Raw genomic sequence first — 17325 nt, forward strand, 5'->3', positions numbered from 1 at the left:
CGCGGATGCCGGCCTTGATGGCAGGCCGCTATCGCAACCGACTCGGGACTCCTGCTCCGACCCTGGGGCCCAACAGGAGTTCAGTCGCTCTCGTCGTGTCGTCGGAAAAATAACGAACTTCGATTTGCCTGCGTAAGTGACTGATTTGTATGGGAAATGAATAGAAGGGCGCTTTTAGAGCGGTTGCCTGCTAGGCGACGAAGGTGAACGCGTGGGGCGCGTCCTATCGAAGTTTTGGATTAATTCCGGGCGACGCAGCACGGCACAAACTTTCGTTTCCGGGTTCAGTCTCATGCGCAACAACCGCAGAAGGATGCGTTCGATGAATCCACCCAAGGCACTGCTGATCCTGCACGGCAAGCAGGCGTCCAATGCCGACGTTCGCGAGGCGGTCACGCTGCAGCGTGAACTCGGCTGGGAGCTGGCGGTACGCGTGACCTGGGAGCCGGGTGATACCGAGCGCCTGGTGCATGAAGCGCTGGCTGCCGGCTACCGCACGCTGATCGCCGGCGGTGGCGACGGAACCTTGCGCGAGACGGTGCAGGCGCTCGTCGCCAGTGGCAGCGATGCCAGCCTGGCGCTGATGCCATTGGGTACCGCCAACGATTTCGCGCGCGCCGCCGGCATTTCCCTGGTGCCGGGGGAGGCGCTGGCCCTGCTCGATGAGCCGCCGGTACTCATCGACCTCGGCGAAATGAACGGTGAGCCGTTCGTCAACATGGCCACCGGCGGGTTCGGCAGCCGGGTCACCTCCAGTACCTCCGAAGAGCTCAAGCGTGTGCTGGGCGGCGGCGCCTACCTGTTGACCGGGCTGACGCGCTTCGCCGAGATCGGCTCGGCGCACGGCCGGTTCCGCGGGCCGGGCTTCGATTGGGAAGGCGACTTTCTGGCCTTTGGCGTTGGCAACGGCAGGCAGGCCGGCGGCGGTCAGCTGCTGTGCCCGCAGGCACAAGTCGATGACGGCCTGCTCGATGTGTGCATCGTGCCGGCGCCGGACGACGCCGTCGGTACGCTCGGCACGCTGCTCAGCGGCGGGCTGCTCGGGGTCGACGCGGTTTCAGTCAGCGCGCGGGTGCCCTGGCTGGAGATCGACGCCCCGCAGCCGATCGACGTCAATCTCGATGGCGAGCCGGTGCTCGGCGAGCAGCTGCGCTTCGGCGTGCGCCCGCGAGCATTGCGCATGCACCTGCCGGCCGGCTCCCCGCTGCTTGTCGGCAACTGACGCCGGCTGCGAGAAATCCGCCTGCAACGGTAAAGCCTGGCGCGACGCGGCCGATACCTCGGTATCCCGCGTTAACCAAGGAGTCCGCCATGGCCGGAATTCTCGACTCAGTCGATCAACGTACCCGTCTGGTGGGGCAGAACCGCCTGGAAATCCTTATGTTCCGGCTGGCCGGGCGGCAGAAGTTCGCGATCAACGTGTTCAAGGTGCAGGAAGTCGTCCAGCTACCGAAGATGACGCTGATGCCGCATCGCCACAGCTCGGTGTGCGGGGTGATCAACCTGCGCGGCCAGACGCTGCCGGTGATCGATCTGTCCCTGGCGATCGGCCTGCGCCCGCTGGTGCCCGATGAGCGCAGCACCATCATCGTCACCGAATACAACCGTACCGTGCAGGCGTTTCTGGTTGGCAGCGTCGACCGCATTCTCAACCTGAACTGGGACGAGGTGATGCCGCCGCCGAGCACCGCTGGCCGCCAGCATTACCTCACCGCGATCACCAAGGTCGAGAACGAGCTGGTCGAGGTGATCGATGTGGAGAAGGTCCTCGCCGAGATCGTCCCCTACGACACCAGCATTCCGGCCGAACGCCTGGCCGACCCGCTGCTCGAGCGCGCGCGCGGTCGCGAAGTGCTTTGCGTCGACGATTCGAGCGTCGCCCTGGCCCAGCTGCGCGATACCTTGGTGCAGCTCGGCGTGACGATCCACACCGCCACCGACGGCCTCAAGGGGCTGAACATGCTGCGTGCCTGGGCCGATGCCGGAGAAGTGCTGACCGACAAGCTGCTGATGGTCTTCACGGATGCCGAAATGCCGGAGATGGACGGCTATCGGCTGACCACCGAGATCCGCCATGACCCACGCATGCGCGACCTCTACGTGGTGCTGCACACCTCGCTGTCCGGTTCGTTCAACCAGGCGATGGTGCAGAAGGTCGGCTGCGACAACTTCCTTTCCAAGTTCCAGCCGGAAAAGCTCGTCGACGTGGTGCGCGATCGCTTGCAGCGCGACGAACCGCACTGACGCGGCCTGCGTTATGCTGCGGCGCTTCCCTGCCGTTGGAGGCGTCGCATGCAGCTTTCCTCGATCTACCGCTTTGCCCTCAAGTCGGCCGCTGGCGAGTCCCTGTCAGCGGCACGAACCGACTCGCTTGGTCTGGTCGGCGATCGGCGCTGGATGCTGGTCGATGCGCAGAGTGGGCGCTTCCTGACCCAGCGCCTGCTGCCGCAGATGACCTTGCTCCAGGCGCGCTGGCTGGCAGCCGACACACTGGGCCTGACGGCGCCGGGCCAATCGCCTATCGAAGTGAAGGTTCCCGGCGCGGACAGCCCGCGCTGCGGTGTGCTGATCTGGAAGGAGACGCTCAGTGTGCCGGATGCCGGTGATGCCGCGGCCGCCTGGCTGAGCGACTGGCTGCAGCGCCCGTGCCGCCTGGTTTATCTGCCGGCCGAGCAGGGCATCCAGATCGACCAGAACTATGCCCGGCCGGGCGAGCGAGCGGCCTTCAGTGACGGTTTTCCCTTCCTGCTGATCGGCCAGGCCTCGCTGGATGATCTGATCGAGCGCGTCGGACGTCCGCTGAAGATGCTGCGCTTTCGTCCCAACCTGGTGGTCGCCGGAGCCGAACCGTATGCCGAGGACCGCTGGAAACGCATCCGTATCGGCGACTTGGAGCTGCGAGTGGTCAAGCCCTGTTCGCGTTGCGTGATCCCCACGATCGACCTGCTGACCGCCGAGCGCGCAACGGACCGTGAGCCGCTGACCACGCTGCTGGGCTACCGCAAAGGCGAGGGTGGCGTGTTCTTCGGCCAGAACCTGATCGCCGAGCGACCTGGCGAGCTGGCGGTCGGTATGCCGGTCGAAGTGCTCGAGTGAGGGCTTACTGGCCCTCGAAGTAACGCTCGTGCCATTCCACCAGCGGCTGCGGTGTATTGAGCTTCTGCCCGTAGATGACCGAGTAGGTCAGCACGTTCTGCACGTACTGGCGGGTCTCGTCGAAGGGGATGTTCTCGACCCAGACGTCGAACGAGAGATGCTCGGCGTTGCGCAACCACTGGCGAACCCGCCCGGGGCCGGCGTTGTAGGCGGCCGAGGCAAGGACCCGGTTGCCGTTGAACTGGTTGTAGATCTGGCTGAGATAGGCGGTGCCGAGCTGGATGTTGACGTCCGGGTTGAGTACCTGCTGGGTTGACGACAGCGGAATACCGAAGCGCCGCGCGGTTTCCTTGGCCGTGGCCGGCATCAGCTGCATCAGCCCGGTGGCACCGACGTGCGAACGTGCGTCGGCCATGAAGGCGCTTTCCTGTCGGGTAATCGCGAAGGCCCAGCTGGGGTGGATTTCGCGTGCGCGAGCGGCCTTGACCAGGGTGCCGCGATGGGCCATCGGAAAGCGGATGTCCAGGTCGTCCCAGTACTGGGCCTGGCTGATCGTGCGGATCGCCGGGAAGTACCAACCCTTTTCGTAAGCCAGCTGCGCCTGGGCGACCAGCTCGTCGCGGTCAAACAGGCGGCTGACGTGATACCACTCCCGACGGCCGTCGACGATCTGTCCGCGGGCATGAAATTCCAGGGCCCGCCGGATGCCGGCGGTGTTGCGCACCTTCTGCATCACCTTTGGCGGCAGGTTCAAAGGCTGGTGGTTGAGCTTGTACGGGGCCTGGATACGGTCGGCCGACAGAAAGCCATAGAAGTCCCGCTCCTTGGCGACCGGGGCATAGAGCGAGATGGCTTGCGGACTGTTCGGTTCCTTCAGCTCCAGGCTGCGTGCGCGCCAGTAGCGCCAGCGGTTGGTCTTGGCCAGGTCTTCGGGGAAGCGGCTGGTCAGGGCGTAGGCATCGTCCCAGCGGCCCAGGCGCAGCAGCAGCCGCGCACGCCACTCGCTGACGGTGTTGTCGCGCAGTTCGGGGTCGTATTCGGCCATGACTTGCAGGGCGCGACTGTCGAAGCGCCGCGCCAGCGTCAGGCCGATCTGGCGGGCGATGGCAACCTTCTCCTCGGCCGAGAAGGCCATGCGCCGGGCGTAGCTGTCGAGCAGGCCGAGCGCCTTTTCCGGATCCTGACGGGCCAGGCGGCGCAGGCCGATCGAGACCACGTCGGCCATGGCCGTGTTGCCGCTGGCGAAGCGCTCGGTCTGGCTCAGCAGCTGAGGTTTTTGCGCCACTTCGAGCAGCAGCTCGCCATAGGCCTGGTGGCTGGTGAGCTGCTTGGTCAGGTAGCTGGCCAGGCCATAGTTGCCGTTCTCCACGGCCAGCTTGGTGCGTTTCCAGCGACGCTCCTCGGTGAGCCCGCCGCGTGCCTGCCACATCTCGAACAGTGCGTCACAGGCCTCCGGCTGCGACTTGCCGACCAGCCAGAGCTTCTCGGCGGTGTTGTCGCCCTCGGCGACCGAATGGCTGACCTGGTATTGGCCGAACAGGCAGTCGAGTTCGGTGAAATTGAGCTTGGGGTCGTAATAGGCGAGAAAGGTCTTCCAGTCGCCACGCGCGGCCAGCAGGCGCAGCCAGCGCAGCTTGAGCCAACCGATCTGGGGCAGGTCGCCGTGCTCGGCGAGAAACTTCTCGACATCGGCGTTGCTGGCGCTTTTCAGGCGAGCGGTCAGCTCGTCGTAGGCGAGGTACGGCTCCAGCGGGTAATCCCGCAGTACGGAGGCATAGCGACGATAAGGCCCGCTGTCGCCTTTCTCCAGCGCCCGCTTGGCTTCGTCGTAGTAGCGACGCTGCTGCTCCAGGCTCGCGGCGGTAGCCTGGAGCGCGAGGGTGGTGATCAGCAGGGACAGCAGGAGGCGGGGGAGTCGACTGCGCATGAAACTTCCGGGGCAGATGGAGCGGGGGACCACGGGCACTAGCTTAGCTTGCCGCCCGAGGCAGTTAAACGTGCTATCGGCTGGCCGGCGCGAGAAAACAACGCCGCCGACGAACGACATCCAGGCCGCAACGTAGACGGCACGGGCCGGCTGTGCGGGAGCTGAGCCAGGGCCGGGTTCGCCTTGCCGTCTGCTAGAATGCGCGCCCTGTTTTCCGGAGGTAGTCATGACCCTGCTCAAGTTCGCCGATGTGTCCCTCGCCTATGGCACCACGCCCCTGCTGGACAGGGTGTCCTGGCAGATCGCACGTGGCGAGCGGGTGTGCGTCATCGGCCGCAACGGCACCGGCAAATCCAGCATGCTGAGCCTGGTCAAGGGTGTGCGGCAGCCCGATGACGGCGAGATCTGGCGCGCGCCTGGGCTGAAGATCGGCGAGCTGCCCCAGGAGCTGCCGCGAGCCGACGAACGTACCGTGTTCGATGTCGTGGCCGAGGGGCTGGCCGGAGTCGGTGAGCTGCTCGCCGAGTATCACCACTTGAGCATGAACATCCAGAACGAGGCCGACCTGGAAAAGCTGACGCACGTGCAGCAGGCCCTCGAGGCCAAGGATGGCTGGCGCCTGCAGCAACTGGTCGACAGCACCTTGAGCCGCCTGCAGCTGCCGGCCGACCGCACCCTGGCCGAACTCTCCGGCGGCTGGCGCCGGCGTGTGCTGCTGGCCCAGGCGCTGGTGTCCGAGCCGGACCTGCTGCTGCTAGACGAACCGACCAACCACCTGGACATCGGTGCCATCGCCTGGCTGGAAGACGCATTGGCGGGCTTCAACGGCGCCGTGCTGTTCATCACCCACGACCGTGCCTTCCTGCAGAACCTGGCCACGCGCATTCTCGAGCTCGACCGCGGCCACCTGATCGACTGGAACGGCGATTACGCCAGCTTTCTGGTTCACAAGGAGCAGCAGCTGGCAGCCGAAGAGACCGCCAACGCGCTGTTCGACAAGAAGCTGGCCCAGGAAGAAGTCTGGATTCGCCAGGGCATCAAGGCACGACGCACCCGCAACGAAGGCCGCGTCCGTGCGCTCAAGGCGATGCGCGCCGAGCGCAGCGAGCGGCGTGAGCGCCAGGGCAAGGCCAGCTTCCAGCTCGAATCGGCGGACAAATCCGGCAAGCAGGTGATCGTCGCCGAACACGTCAGCTTCGCCCATCCCGGTGGCGAGCCGCTGATTCGTGACTTCTCCATGGTGTTGCAGCGCGGCGACCGCATCGGCCTGCTCGGGGCCAACGGTTCGGGCAAGACGACGCTGCTCAAGCTGCTGCTCGGCGAGCTGCAGCCCAGCAGCGGCAGCATCCACATCGGTACCAAGCTGGAAGTGGCGTATTTCGACCAATTGCGTCACCAGCTGGACCTGGAGAAGACGGTCATCGACAACCTTGCCGAAGGCCGCGAGTTCATCAGCATCGATGGGCAGAATCGCCATGTGCTGAGCTACCTCGGCGACTTCCTGTTCAGCCCGCAGCGCGCGCGCACGCCGGTCAAGGCGCTCTCGGGCGGCGAGCGGGCACGGCTCTTGCTGGCTCGCCTGTTCAGCAAGCCGGCCAACCTGCTGGTGCTCGACGAACCGACCAACGACCTCGATGTCGAGACGCTCGAGCTGCTGGAAGAGGTCCTGCTGGGTTTTGCCGGTACTGTGCTGATGGTCAGCCACGACCGGGCCTTTCTCGACAACGTGGTCACCAGCACGCTGGTGTTCCAGGGCGACGGGGAGGTGCGCGAGTACGTTGGCGGTTACCAGGACTGGCTGCGTCAGGGCGGTTCGCCAAAGCTGCTCGGCATCGCCGAGCGTGCCGAAAGTCGGGCCGACAAGCCGCAGCCAGCCGAGGCCAGCACGCCGGCGACGGCGCCGCACGTCGAGCCCGCCGCGAAGAAGAAACTCAGCTACAAGCTGCAGCGTGAGCTCGATGCCTTGCCCGGCAAGATCGACGAGGTGGAGCAGGCCATCGCCGCCGTACAGGCCGAGATTTCCGCGCCGGCGTTTTACCAGCAGCCGAGCGAGGTGACCGGGGCTACGCTGGCGCGGCTGGAAAGCCTGCAACAGGAACTCGATACGCTGGTTGAGCGCTGGGCCGAGCTGGAAGAATGAGGCGCGGTCGCCATTCTCGATGGCAGAGATGGCGAACTGATGGCCAAGTGAGATGGGTCAATGCTGGCCCGGCCGGCGCCTATTAAGTTGCGCCGGTCGCAGTCACGATGATGGAGCATAGATGGCTATCGAGTACCGAATCACCCTGGATGACGAGCACGATTTCAGCTACCGGATCGAACTGGATCGTAGCTACGATCGTGAGGCGGAGGCCCAGGCGCCGCACTGGACGCGGCTGGAGCACCAGCGCTGTGCCAATTGCCCGCTGAGCCGCGAACAGTTCAGCCACTGCCCCGCAGCGGTCGATCTGCACCGCGTGATCGAGGATTTCCAGGGCCTGCCGGCCGTGCAGAAGGCGCTGGTCTGGGTCCGTACGCCGGAGCGCGAGTACACCAAGGTGGTTGGGTTGGAAGAGGGCTTGCGCGCGCTGCTCGGCGTGATCATGGCTACCAGTGCCTGCCCGGTCCTGGCGCGACTCAAGCCGATGGCGCAGCAGCATCTGCCGTTCGCCAACAACCGGGAGTTCGTACTGCGCGCGGTGTCGCTGTATCTGGCACGGCAGTATTTCAACCTGCGCGAAGGTCGTCATGCCGACTGGGAGTTGCGTGGCCTGGTGCGTTCGTTCCAGCAGTTGCAGCTGGTCAATCAGGCGTTCTGGCAACGGATTCACGACACCTGCAAGGGCGACTCCAACCTCAAGGCGTTCCTGACCTTCTTCTCGATGGCCTCGAGCCTGACCGTTTCGCTGGAAACCCAGCTGCAGAAAATCCGCCCGATGGTGATGGCTGCAGGCGACGAGGTGGAGGTCGTCGCCTGAGACGCCTGCTGGCCCCGCGGATGCGCGGGGCCGTTGCTTTATTCGGACTTTTTCAGGCGCACCGCCAGCACGTCGCATGGCGCACCGTGCAGGATGTCGTTGGCGGTCGAACCCAGCAGCAATGCCAGGCCGTGCCGGCCATGGCTGCCGACGACGATCAGATCGCAGTTCTGCTCCTTGGCCAGCCGGTGGACTTCCTGGCGCGGCTGGCCGTAGGCGATGTGGCGATGTTCGGGAAGCAGGCCAGGGTACTGCTCGGCAAAGACATTCAAGCGGTCCCGTGCCTGATCGAACTGCTGTTGCTGCAGGGTCGACAGGTCCATGGGCACGTCACCGCCGAAGGCCATGGCCATCGGCTCGATGACGTGGACGAGCATCAGCTTGGCGCCGCTGCTGTTGGCCAGATCCTGCGCCCGCGCGACGACCGGATGGCACTCCTCGTGGAGGTCGGTGGCGACCAGTATGTTCTGGTAGGGCATGGTGATTCTCCTCGGCTTGCGTATGGCAATTATGGCCCGCAGTGGCGCGAGCGCTGTTCTGATGGCTGCCGTTATACGAGCCCGGCGGGCGATGCGCCAGTGTTGCATGGTCGCGCCGAACCACCGGACCGGCGTCGGGCTGCTATCATGCCGCCCTTGTGTGCCGGGTCGCCTTTTGCGCTGCGAGAGTATTTGAATGGAGATGTTTCACAACGACTATCTGCTGGCCTGGAGCGTGTATCTGGTCGCTGCCCTGGGTTGCCTGCTGGTGTGGTTCCGCTTCACCGGCTGGATGTGGCGGGCCCTGCGCGAGCCGTTGCGGCTGATCGTTGCGGTGCTGCTGTTCACGCCGACGATCGTCGACCCCGCCAAGGAGCAGTTCGCTCCGGCGATCGCCATCACGGCGATGGACATTCTGCTCGATGTCGGCAACAACGCCTGGCGCGCCGTGGCCGACCTGGCGCTCTACGGTGTGATCGCCTTTGCGCTGTACCTGCTGCTGGTGCTGGTGCGCTGGCCGATCGAACGCAAGGCGCGCCAGCGTCGGGCCGCTCGTAGCGAGCAGGCGCAGGAAGAGGACGAGGACCCGCGCACCCTGCGCGAGCGGCTGGCAGCGGGCGAACCGCAGGATTACGTGCCGCACGGCCGCTACGTGCGAACCGAACCCAGGCTCTAGGTCCTCGTCTTAGCTCACGACCTTCTCGCGGAGTATCGGCATGTGCGAATTGCTTGGCATGAGCGCCAATGTCCCCACCGATGTCGTTTTCAGTCTCACCGGCCTGATGCAGCGTGGCGGGCGCACCGGCCCGCATCGCGACGGCTGGGGCGTCGCCTTCTACGAGGGGCGCGGCCTGCGCCTGTTCCAGGACCCGGTCGCCAGCTGCGATTCGGAAGTGGCGAAGATGCTGCAGCGCTACCAGATCAAGAGCGAGGTGGTCATCGGCCACATCCGGCACGCCAACGTCGGAACGGTGTCGCTGGCCAACACCCATCCGTTCACCCGCGAGCTGTGGGGGCAGTACTGGTGCTTCGCGCACAATGGTCAGCTGGCCGATTTCTATCCGGCCGAAGGCTTCTATCGGGCGGTCGGAGAAACCGACAGCGAGGCGGCATTCTGCGATCTGCTCAACCGGATACGCGACCAGTTCCCCAGCCCGGCACCTGCCGAGTCGCTGCTGCCGCTGCTGATCGAGGCGTGCGGCGAGTACCGGACCCGCGGTGTGTTCAACTGTCTGCTGAGCAACGGTGAATGGCTGTTCAGTTTCTGCACCACCAAGCTGGCGCAGATCACTCGCCGAGCACCGTTCGGCCCGGCGCAGCTGCGTGATGCCGAACTCAAGGTGGATTTCCGCGCCGAGACCACGCCGGACGACGTGGTGACCGTGCTGGCCACCGAGCCGCTGACCGACAATGAAACGTGGGACCTGCACGCGCCCGGCCAATGGAGCCTCTGGCGCCTGGGCCATTGTGTCGCCAGTGGGCAGGTGCCGGCATGTTGAGAAGCTACCTTCGCCTGGCGCTGTTCGCCCTGGGCCTGCTGGTCGGCGTCCAGGTACCGGGCTTTCTCGAGGCCTATACCCGTCACGTCGAGGCCCGCCGATTGGAAGCACAGGAGGCACTGCGCGGCTTCCACGACACCGCGCGGCGCTTCTTCGATGGCGATCTCGACGCCCTGGTCGAGCACTACCGTGGCAGCGACGATCCGGTGATCCAGAGCGATGCGGCCAGCGTCGATCGACTGGTGCAGCGCGCCGCGCTGCTCGAGCGCGAGTGGCAGGCGATGCAACATCCCTGGTATGCCCGCGCCTGGCATGTGCTGATGGGCGCCGAGCGTTCGCTGCGCCAGGAGGTCTGGCGCAGCTACGAATTCCGTGTGCTGCTGGCGCCGGACGCGGTGGCCTGGGGCATTGGCTTGGCGCTGTTGCTGGCCTGGCTCGTCGAGAGCCTGTTGCTCGGGCTCAGCTATCCGCTCCGGTCACGCCGCAGGCGCCAGCGAATCTATCGCTGAGCGCGCCTGCACGGTCGTGCTACTTGGCAAGAAAACGCATGCCTTCTTCCAGCCCGCTCAGGGTCAGCGGGTACATGCGGTCCTCGACCAGCTCGCGAACGATGCCGGTCGAGGCGGTATAGCCCCAGGTGTCCTTCGGGTAGGGGTTGATCCAGACCAGCTTCTTGTACTTTTCCATGAAGCGCTGCATCCAGACGTAGCCGGCTTCCTCGTTCCAGTGCTCGACGCTGCCGCCGGCCTGGGTGATTTCATAAGGCGCCATCGCCGCGTCGCCGACGAAGACCACCTTGTAGTCAGGGCCGTACTTGTGCAGCAGGTCCAGTGTCGAGGTGCGTTCGGACATGCGACGGAAGTTGTTCTTCCATACCGACTCGTAGATGAAATTGTGGAAATAGAAGAACTCGAGGTTCTTGAACTCCGTGCGGCAGGCCGAAAACAGCTCTTCGCAAACCTTGACGTGGGCATCCATCGAGCCGCCGATGTCCATCAGCAGCAGCAGCTTGACCGCATTGCGACGCTCGGGGCGCATCTGGATATTCAGCAGGCCGGCGTCGCGCGCGGTGTGGTCGATGGTGCCGTCGATGTCGAGTTCGTCGTGCGCGCCTTCGCGGGCGAACTTGCGCAGTCGGCGCAGGGCGATCTTGATGTTGCGCGTGCCGAGCTCGACCTGATCGTCGAGGTTCTTGTACTCGCGCTGATCCCAGACCTTGACCGCCTTGCCCTGGCGCTTGCCGGCATCGCCGATGCGGATGCCCTCGGGGTTGTAGCCGCCTGAGCCGAACGGGCTGGTGCCGCCGGTACCGATCCACTTGTTGCCGCCAGCGTGGCGCTCCTTCTGCTCCTCGAGGCGTTTCTTGAACTCCTCGATCAGCTTGTCCAGACCGCCGAGCGACTGGATCTGGGCGCGCTCTTCGTCACTGAGGTGGCGTTCGAACTCCTTGCGCAGCCAGTCTTCGGGGATCAGTGCCTCGATGTGCCGGTCCAGGTCTTCGAGACCCTTGAAGTAGGCGCCGAACGCCCGGTCGAATTTGTCGAAGTGGCGCTCGTCCTTGACCATCACGGTGCGCGCGAGGAAATAGAACTCGTCCATGTCGGCAAACACCACACGGTGCTTGAGCGCGTCGATCAGATCGAGCAGTTCGCGTACCGAGACCGGAACCTTGGCGGCACGCATTTCGTTGAACAGGCCAAGCAGCATGACTAAACCTCGGGCGTGCCGTTGCTGGCACGTGCAATCAAATTAACTATCGGCAGGGTGCTGGGGCAGGTCGTCGGCAATTTCGTACCAGTCCGCCTTCGAGCCGACATAGATGTGCGACTGCGTGGGTGGAGGCAGCGGTGAGTCGAGCGTGCCCACCGCGACGCCCAGTTCGTGCTCGCGATTGTCGACGAACTGCAGGTTCGATCCGCAGCGGATGCAAAACGTACGGGTCACGTGTTCGGACGAGTGATATACGCCCAGTTGATCCTTGCCGGAAAGCAGGTGAAACGCGTCCAGAGGCACGCCGGCATAGCTGGCGAAAGCCGCGCCGTGCGCCTTGCGACACATCTTGCAGTGGCAGTGGCTCACGGCATTTATCGGTGCGTCGATGCGATAGCGCACCACGCCGCACAGGCAACTTCCGGTATGCGTTTGCATGGCTCTTCTCCAGCAGGTGTCGGCGGTTCGGCAGCGACGCTGCCGTGTCTCAGCTGACGTTAGACGACGCCGCTGCGGGCGGCGAATCCGCCGGCTGGCCGACCGACGACAGGCGCTGTCAGCGGCTTGCGCGCCGGCTCATGAACGCCAGGCGTTCGAGCAACATCACGTCCTGTTCGTTTTTCACCAGCGCGCCGGCCAGCGGCGGGATCGCGCGAGTCGGGTCACGCTCACGCAGCACCGCTTCGCCGATCTCGTCGGCCATCAGCAGCTTCAGCCAGTCGACGAGCTCGCTGGTCGAGGGTTTTTTCTTCAGGCCGGGGACCTTGCGCACGTCGAAGAAGATGTCCAGCGCCTCGGAGACCAGCGACTGCTTGATGCCGGGGTAGTGGACGTCGACGATCTTCTGCAGCGTCTCGCGGTCGGGAAAGGCGATGTAGTGGAAGAAGCAGCGGCGCAGAAAGGCGTCCGGCAGTTCCTTCTCGTTGTTCGAGGTGATGATGATGATCGGGCGCTGCCTGGCCTTGATGGTTTCGTTCGTCTCGTAGACATAGAACTCCATCTTGTCGAGTTCCTGCAGCAGGTCGTTGGGAAACTCGATGTCGGCCTTGTCGATCTCGTCGATCAACAGAATGACGCGCTCCTCGGCCTCGAAGGCCTCCCAGAGCTTGCCTTTCTTGATGTAGTTCTTCACGTCGTGGACCTTGTCCACGCCCAGCTGCGAATCGCGCAGACGGCTGACCGCATCGTATTCGTAGAGGCCCTGGTGGGCCTTGGTGGTGGACTTGATGTGCCAGGTGATGAGCTTGGCGCCGAAGGAGTCGGCCAACTGCTCGGCCAGCATGGTTTTGCCGGTGCCTGGTTCGCCCTTGACCAGCAAGGGGCGTTGCAAGGTGATGGCCGCGTTGACGGCGAGCTTTAGGTCGTCGGTGGCGACGTAGGACTGAGTACCTTCGAATTTCATCGCGAATTCCTTGGCCAGCCTGGCATGCAGGCGTTGAGGGACAGGGGGTCGACTATAAGGGAAGGGTGGCTGTCTGTGAACGCGAGGCGATCATTCAGTCACTGAATGATCGCCAGCAATGTTCGACGTCCTTCATTGCCCCTCGTCCAGCGAGTGCTCGAAGCGCGCGGTGAAGGCCTGCACGAAGGCGTTACGCAGCACGGCGATAAATGCCTGGAATGGACTCATGTCAGCCGACTGCGTACTGCCGGACAGTTCGATACGCGTGGCGAACTGGTCTTTGCGCTGGTTCTGCAACACCTCCTGGCCACCGCCGACCACCGCCTCCCACAGACCTTGGAAAAAGCCCTTGTCGTCGTTTTCCACGTCCTGCTCCAGATCGAACACGTCGACGTTGCGCAGCAGTGGCTTGATATAGCCGCTCAGCTGGCCATCGGTGGCTTCGACTTCCATCACCAGATCGGCGGTGCCGCCTGCGAAGTCGAACTTGCCGTACGCCTGGCTGAAATCGTTGAGCTGGGTAAGTGCGACGCCTGTGGTTCGCAGGTTCAGCTCGAAGTCCTGCCATTCGGTGAACGGGTCGAAACGGGCGCTGGCCTCGATCGGGTCACGGTTGAACAGCTTGCCGGTGCCCTCGAAGGTCGCCACGCGCTTGCCATCCTCGCCCCGCGTGTTGGTCAGGTTGTACAGCGAGGCATCAACATCGCTGGCGTAGACGTGCACCGGCGGGTCGGATGTGAAGTTGCGAAACGACACCTGGCCATCGACCACGCGGATTTCGTTCAGTGTGATCGGCAGCAGCTCTTCGAGCTTGTCGCGCCAGTCGACGCCTTCACCGCTCTGTGACTCACCTTTGTCGCCGCCATCGACGAAATTGAGCTCGGGGCGCTCGAAGGTGACTTCGGCGACGATCGCGCGGTCCTGCCACAGCGCGCGCCAGCTGATCGCAATGTCGATTTCGGGCGCTTTGAACAGTGGGGCCTGCACCTGCTTGTCGCGCTTTTCGATCCTTAGGCCTTGCAAACGATAGGCGCCTCGCCACCAGGCCAGGTCGACATCGTCGACATGGCCGCTGTAATCGCCCATCTCGGCCATCGTTTCGTTGAGGTAGTTGCGCACCAGTACCGGGAGCGCCAGGTGCAGTACGAGCAACAGCAGGATGAGGGCGGCGACAAGCCACAGGGGTAGATAGCGGCGTTTCATGGCAGATCCGACGGCTCGGGTTCCCTCGGTGGACCGCATGGGGCTGGGGCGAGTTCGGCTGGACGACCGCCCCGGCTGGGCATAGGCTTTCCGGCCTGATCTGATTCTTCTGAAGGGACACCCGATGAGCCGCATCTACGCAGACAACGCACGTTCGATCGGCAATACGCCGCTGGTCATGATCAATCGCCTAGGGCCCAAGGGCGTCAGCATCATGGCCAAGATCGAAGGCCGTAACCCCGCCTATTCGGTCAAGTGCCGCATCGGCGCGGGAATGATCTGGGATGCCGAGGAAAGTGGCCGGCTCAAACCCGGCATGACCCTCGTCGAGCCGACCTCGGGCAATACGGGCATCGGCTTGGCCTTCGTCGCGGCGGCGCGAGGCTACAAGCTGATTCTCACGATGCCGGCTTCGATGAGCCTTGAGCGGCGCAAGGTGGTCAAGGCGCTCGGCGCCGAGCTGGTGCTGACCGAGCCGGCCAAGGGCATGAAGGGCGCGATCGACAAGGCCTCGGAGATCGCCGCATCCGATCCGACGCGTTATTACATGCCCCAGCAGTTCGAAAACCCGTCCAACCCGGCGATCCATGAAAAGACCACAGGTCCGGAAATCTGGAACGACACCGACGGTGGCGTCGACGTGCTGGTAGCCGGGGTTGGCACCGGCGGCACCATCACCGGCATCTCGCGCTACATCAAGCACGGCAAGGGCAAGCAGATTCTCAGCGTCGCGGTCGAGCCGAGCGGCTCGCCGGTGATCAGCCAGACCCTGGCGGGCGAAGAGGTCAAGCCCAGCCCGCACAAGATCCAGGGCATTGGCGCCGGCTTCGTGCCGAAAAATCTCGACCTGTCGATCGTCGACCGCGTTGAGCAGGTCGACGACGAGGAAGCCAAGAGCATGGCGCTGCGCCTGATGCGCGAGGAAGGCATTCTCTGTGGTATTTCCGGTGGTGCCGCGATGGCCGCCGCGGTGCGTCTGGCTGAGCGGCCGGAAATGCAAGGCAAGAATATCGTGGTGATCCTTCCCGACTCGGGCGAACGCTACCTGTCCTCGATGCTGTTTGCCGACATGTTCAGCGAGCAGGAACTGGTGCAGTAAACACGCAGCGGCCGGCTGTCGCTGCCCGTTGGCCGGGTTCGTCGTGTTCCGGCTTTTCGGGCCGCCGATGGCTGGCTAAGCTCGGCTGATGATTTCCTGAGGTTCCCGCATGGCGACGCAATGGCCCGCGACCGAGATTGCCCGGCAGATACTCCTTGGCTTCGACGATTATCGCGAGTGCTTTCGCCTGATCACCGAGGGCGCGCGGGCGCGCTTCGAAGGCGCTCACTGGCAGGAGGCGCAGCGCGCCTCCGCCGAGCGGATCAACCTCTATGAAAAGAAGGTCAGCGAGACGCGCGACGGGCTGCTCACGACCTTCGCGCGCGATGAGTTGCTGCAGGTCGAGCGCTGGCCGCAGGTCAAGAGCGCCTACATAGAACTGATCGATCCGCGCTTTGACGACGAGCTGTCGGAGACCTGGTACAACTCGATCTTCTGCGGGCTGTTCAGCCACGACTGCATCAGCGATGGCACCATGTTCATCCACACCACCCGGCCGTCGGCGACCGGACGCGAACGGGTGGCGCAGACGCGCAGCTACAGGCCGAACGGCGACCTGCTTGGCGTGCTCGAACGGATACTCGACGACTACGCGTTCGCGGTGCCCTATGTCGACCGGGCCAGCGATCTGCGTCAGCTGCATGCGCAGCTGTGCGAATCGCTGCCCGACTGGGTGTGCAAGGACCCCGAGCTGACGGTCGAGCTGTTCGTCTCGGTGCTCTACCGCAACAAGGGCGCTTATCTCATCGGGCGTATCTTCACCCCCGATGAGCAGTGGCCGCTGGCGATTCCGCTGATCCACCGCGAAGGCGAGGGGATCATTGCCGACGGTGCGATCACGGACGAGGCGGAAGTGTCGATCATCTTTTCCTTCACGCGTTCTTACTTCATGGTCGAGGTGCCGGTCCCGGCTGAGTTCATCGGCTTTCTCAAGCGCATCCTGCCGGGTAAGCACATCGCCGAGCTGTATACCTCCATCGGCTTCTACCGTCACGGCAAGTCGGAGTTCTATCGGGCGCTGATCAATCACCTGGCCAATACGGACGACCGTTTCGTGATGGCCCCAGGCGTGCGTGGCATGGTGATGAGTGTGTTCACGCTGCCGGGCTTTACCACGGTATTCAAGGTCATCAAGGACCGCTTCTCGCCGACGAAGATGGTCGACCACGCAACGGTCATCGAGAAGTACCGGCTGGTCAAGAGTGTCGATCGAGTCGGGCGCATGGCCGATACGCAGGAGTTCGCCGATTTCCGCTTTCCCAAAGCGAAGTTCGAGCCCGAGTGCCTGGCCGAGCTACTCGAGGTCGCGCCCTCGACGGTCGAGGTCCAGGGCGACAGCGTGCTGGTGCGGCACTGCTGGACGGAGCGACGCATGACGCCGCTGAATATCTATCTGGAAACGGCCAGCGAACAGCAGCGGCGCGAGGTGCTGGATGACTACGGCCTGGCGATCAAGCAGCTGGCGGCGGCGAACATCTTCCCCGGCGACATGCTGCTGAAGAATTTCGGCGTCACGCGCCATGGACGCGTGGTGTTCTACGACTACGACGAGATCTGTTTCCTCAGCGAGGTGAACTTCCGTCATATCCCGCCGCCGCGCTACCCGGAGGACGAGCTGGCCTCCGAACCCTGGTACTCGGTGGGGCCGAACGACGTCTTTCCCGAGGAATTCCCGCGCTTTCTGTTTACCGATGCCCGGCTACGGCAGTTGTTCGCCCAGTTGCATGGCGAACTGTACGACGCGGACTATTGGAAAGGCCTGCAACAGGCAATTCTGGCCGGCAAGGTGATTGATGTCTTTCCTTATCGCCGGCGCGGCGAAAGACAGTGATGAGGCTCGCCGGTTGAAGAGGTGCTGAACGCCTGGGCCGGCCGCCGGTCGCAATTGAAAAGGCCGGTAATACAACGCCGGGGCACGAGCCGCCGTAGCGCGAAAGGGAAGCAGGCGAGGCA

General features: G+C 64.2%; 16 protein-coding genes. 10 read left to right on the forward strand and 6 right to left on the reverse strand.

The window, feature by feature from the left end; all coding sequences use genetic code 11:
- The first annotated feature begins 322 nt into the window (after nucleotides 1-322).
- The 3 genes from yegS to AC0KXH_RS07350 all read left to right on the forward strand — a co-directional run bounded on the left by yegS (nucleotide 323) and on the right by AC0KXH_RS07350 (nucleotide 3096).
- Nucleotides 323-1222, forward strand: coding sequence for a lipid kinase YegS (yegS, locus tag AC0KXH_RS07340; protein WP_041106030.1), 900 nt, complete (start codon nucleotides 323-325; stop codon nucleotides 1220-1222).
- 89 nt (nucleotides 1223-1311) lie between these two features.
- On the forward strand, nucleotides 1312-2244 hold the full coding sequence (locus tag AC0KXH_RS07345) for a chemotaxis protein CheV (protein ID WP_041106029.1): 933 nt from the start codon (nucleotides 1312-1314) through the stop codon (nucleotides 2242-2244).
- 48 nt (nucleotides 2245-2292) lie between these two features.
- Nucleotides 2293-3096 (forward strand): MOSC domain-containing protein, encoded by an 804-nt coding sequence (locus AC0KXH_RS07350; protein ID WP_488224424.1) that lies wholly within the window; start codon nucleotides 2293-2295, stop codon nucleotides 3094-3096.
- A gap of 4 nt (nucleotides 3097-3100) precedes the next feature.
- Here the strand turns inward: AC0KXH_RS07350 and AC0KXH_RS07355 are convergent, their stop codons facing one another.
- On the reverse strand, nucleotides 3101-5023 hold the full coding sequence (locus tag AC0KXH_RS07355; RefSeq protein ID WP_488224425.1) for a transglycosylase SLT domain-containing protein: 1923 nt from the start codon (nucleotides 5021-5023) through the stop codon (nucleotides 3101-3103).
- A gap of 226 nt (nucleotides 5024-5249) precedes the next feature.
- Between AC0KXH_RS07355 and AC0KXH_RS07360 the strand changes: the two genes are divergently transcribed.
- Nucleotides 5250-7163, forward strand: a complete 1914-nt coding sequence (locus tag AC0KXH_RS07360) for an ATP-binding cassette domain-containing protein (protein WP_488224426.1) — start codon at nucleotides 5250-5252, stop codon at nucleotides 7161-7163.
- 121 nt (nucleotides 7164-7284) lie between these two features.
- Nucleotides 7285-7980 carry a DUF6901 family protein gene (locus AC0KXH_RS07365; protein WP_041106024.1) on the forward strand — a complete coding sequence of 232 codons (696 nt, stop codon included), beginning with the start codon at nucleotides 7285-7287 and terminating at the stop codon, nucleotides 7978-7980.
- A gap of 38 nt (nucleotides 7981-8018) precedes the next feature.
- Here the strand turns inward: AC0KXH_RS07365 and AC0KXH_RS07370 are convergent, their stop codons facing one another.
- On the reverse strand, nucleotides 8019-8459 hold the full coding sequence (locus AC0KXH_RS07370; protein ID WP_041106022.1) for a universal stress protein: 441 nt from the start codon (nucleotides 8457-8459) through the stop codon (nucleotides 8019-8021).
- A 196-nt stretch (nucleotides 8460-8655) separates the two neighbouring features.
- Between AC0KXH_RS07370 and AC0KXH_RS07375 the strand changes: the two genes are divergently transcribed.
- From AC0KXH_RS07375 to AC0KXH_RS07385, 3 genes are read left to right on the forward strand one after another with little or no spacing between them, the layout of a single operon-like run.
- Nucleotides 8656-9135, forward strand: coding sequence for a hypothetical protein (locus AC0KXH_RS07375; RefSeq protein WP_061338445.1), 480 nt, complete (start codon nucleotides 8656-8658; stop codon nucleotides 9133-9135).
- Between the two features lie 40 nt (nucleotides 9136-9175).
- On the forward strand, nucleotides 9176-9958 hold the full coding sequence (locus AC0KXH_RS07380) for a class II glutamine amidotransferase (protein WP_165563641.1): 783 nt from the start codon (nucleotides 9176-9178) through the stop codon (nucleotides 9956-9958).
- Nucleotides 9952-10467, forward strand: a complete 516-nt coding sequence (locus AC0KXH_RS07385; protein WP_061340670.1) for a DUF2937 family protein — start codon at nucleotides 9952-9954, stop codon at nucleotides 10465-10467. Before AC0KXH_RS07380 ends, AC0KXH_RS07385 begins: the two co-directional genes overlap by 7 nt.
- Nucleotides 10468-10486: 19 nt before the next feature.
- Here the strand turns inward: AC0KXH_RS07385 and AC0KXH_RS07390 are convergent, their stop codons facing one another.
- The 4 genes from AC0KXH_RS07390 to AC0KXH_RS07405 form a co-directional block, all read right to left on the reverse strand.
- Nucleotides 10487-11665, reverse strand: a complete 1179-nt coding sequence (locus AC0KXH_RS07390) for a vWA domain-containing protein (protein ID WP_041106014.1) — start codon at nucleotides 11663-11665, stop codon at nucleotides 10487-10489.
- Between the two features lie 42 nt (nucleotides 11666-11707).
- Complete coding sequence (locus tag AC0KXH_RS07395; RefSeq protein WP_043219505.1) at nucleotides 11708-12106, reverse strand: GFA family protein; 399 nt, start codon at nucleotides 12104-12106, stop codon at nucleotides 11708-11710.
- A 118-nt stretch (nucleotides 12107-12224) separates the two neighbouring features.
- Nucleotides 12225-13070 carry an AAA family ATPase gene (locus tag AC0KXH_RS07400; RefSeq protein WP_041106010.1) on the reverse strand — a complete coding sequence of 282 codons (846 nt, stop codon included), beginning with the start codon at nucleotides 13068-13070 and terminating at the stop codon, nucleotides 12225-12227.
- Between the two features lie 132 nt (nucleotides 13071-13202).
- Nucleotides 13203-14273 carry a DUF748 domain-containing protein gene (locus AC0KXH_RS07405; RefSeq protein ID WP_041106008.1) on the reverse strand — a complete coding sequence of 357 codons (1071 nt, stop codon included), beginning with the start codon at nucleotides 14271-14273 and terminating at the stop codon, nucleotides 13203-13205.
- Nucleotides 14274-14397: 124 nt separating this feature from the next.
- On the opposite strand from AC0KXH_RS07405, the gene cysK reads away from it, so the two are divergent.
- Both cysK and aceK read left to right on the forward strand, forming a co-directional pair.
- Complete coding sequence (gene cysK, locus AC0KXH_RS07410; protein WP_043219512.1) at nucleotides 14398-15372, forward strand: cysteine synthase A; 975 nt, start codon at nucleotides 14398-14400, stop codon at nucleotides 15370-15372.
- Between the two features lie 109 nt (nucleotides 15373-15481).
- Nucleotides 15482-17203 (forward strand): bifunctional isocitrate dehydrogenase kinase/phosphatase, encoded by a 1722-nt coding sequence (aceK, locus tag AC0KXH_RS07415; RefSeq protein ID WP_165563637.1) that lies wholly within the window; start codon nucleotides 15482-15484, stop codon nucleotides 17201-17203.
- Nucleotides 17204-17325: the final 122 nt, after the last annotated feature.

This window comes from Stutzerimonas sp. CXK-1, assembly GCF_057738225.1.

Excerpts from the sequence above, each read along its gene's own strand:
- AC0KXH_RS07405 (WP_041106008.1), bottom strand. The coding sequence starts at position 14,273 with ATGAAACGCCGCTATCTACCCCTGTGGCTTGTCGCCGCCCTCATCCTG.
- AC0KXH_RS07400 (WP_041106010.1), bottom strand. The coding sequence starts at position 13,070 with ATGAAATTCGAAGGTACTCAGTCCTACGTCGCCACCGACGACCTAAAG.
- cysK (WP_043219512.1), top strand. The coding sequence starts at position 14,398 with ATGAGCCGCATCTACGCAGACAACGCACGTTCGATCGGCAATACGCCG.
- AC0KXH_RS07385 (WP_061340670.1), top strand. The coding sequence starts at position 9,952 with ATGTTGAGAAGCTACCTTCGCCTGGCGCTGTTCGCCCTGGGCCTGCTG.
- yegS (WP_041106030.1), top strand. The coding sequence starts at position 323 with ATGAATCCACCCAAGGCACTGCTGATCCTGCACGGCAAGCAGGCGTCC.
- AC0KXH_RS07350 (WP_488224424.1), top strand. The coding sequence starts at position 2,293 with ATGCAGCTTTCCTCGATCTACCGCTTTGCCCTCAAGTCGGCCGCTGGC.
- AC0KXH_RS07375 (WP_061338445.1), top strand. The coding sequence starts at position 8,656 with ATGGAGATGTTTCACAACGACTATCTGCTGGCCTGGAGCGTGTATCTG.
- AC0KXH_RS07365 (WP_041106024.1), top strand. The coding sequence starts at position 7,285 with ATGGCTATCGAGTACCGAATCACCCTGGATGACGAGCACGATTTCAGC.
- AC0KXH_RS07380 (WP_165563641.1), top strand. The coding sequence starts at position 9,176 with ATGTGCGAATTGCTTGGCATGAGCGCCAATGTCCCCACCGATGTCGTT.
- AC0KXH_RS07395 (WP_043219505.1), bottom strand. The coding sequence starts at position 12,106 with ATGCAAACGCATACCGGAAGTTGCCTGTGCGGCGTGGTGCGCTATCGC.
- AC0KXH_RS07345 (WP_041106029.1), top strand. The coding sequence starts at position 1,312 with ATGGCCGGAATTCTCGACTCAGTCGATCAACGTACCCGTCTGGTGGGG.
- AC0KXH_RS07370 (WP_041106022.1), bottom strand. The coding sequence starts at position 8,459 with ATGCCCTACCAGAACATACTGGTCGCCACCGACCTCCACGAGGAGTGC.
- AC0KXH_RS07355 (WP_488224425.1), bottom strand. The coding sequence starts at position 5,023 with ATGCGCAGTCGACTCCCCCGCCTCCTGCTGTCCCTGCTGATCACCACC.
- AC0KXH_RS07360 (WP_488224426.1), top strand. The coding sequence starts at position 5,250 with ATGACCCTGCTCAAGTTCGCCGATGTGTCCCTCGCCTATGGCACCACG.
- aceK (WP_165563637.1), top strand. The coding sequence starts at position 15,482 with ATGGCGACGCAATGGCCCGCGACCGAGATTGCCCGGCAGATACTCCTT.
- AC0KXH_RS07390 (WP_041106014.1), bottom strand. The coding sequence starts at position 11,665 with ATGCTGCTTGGCCTGTTCAACGAAATGCGTGCCGCCAAGGTTCCGGTC.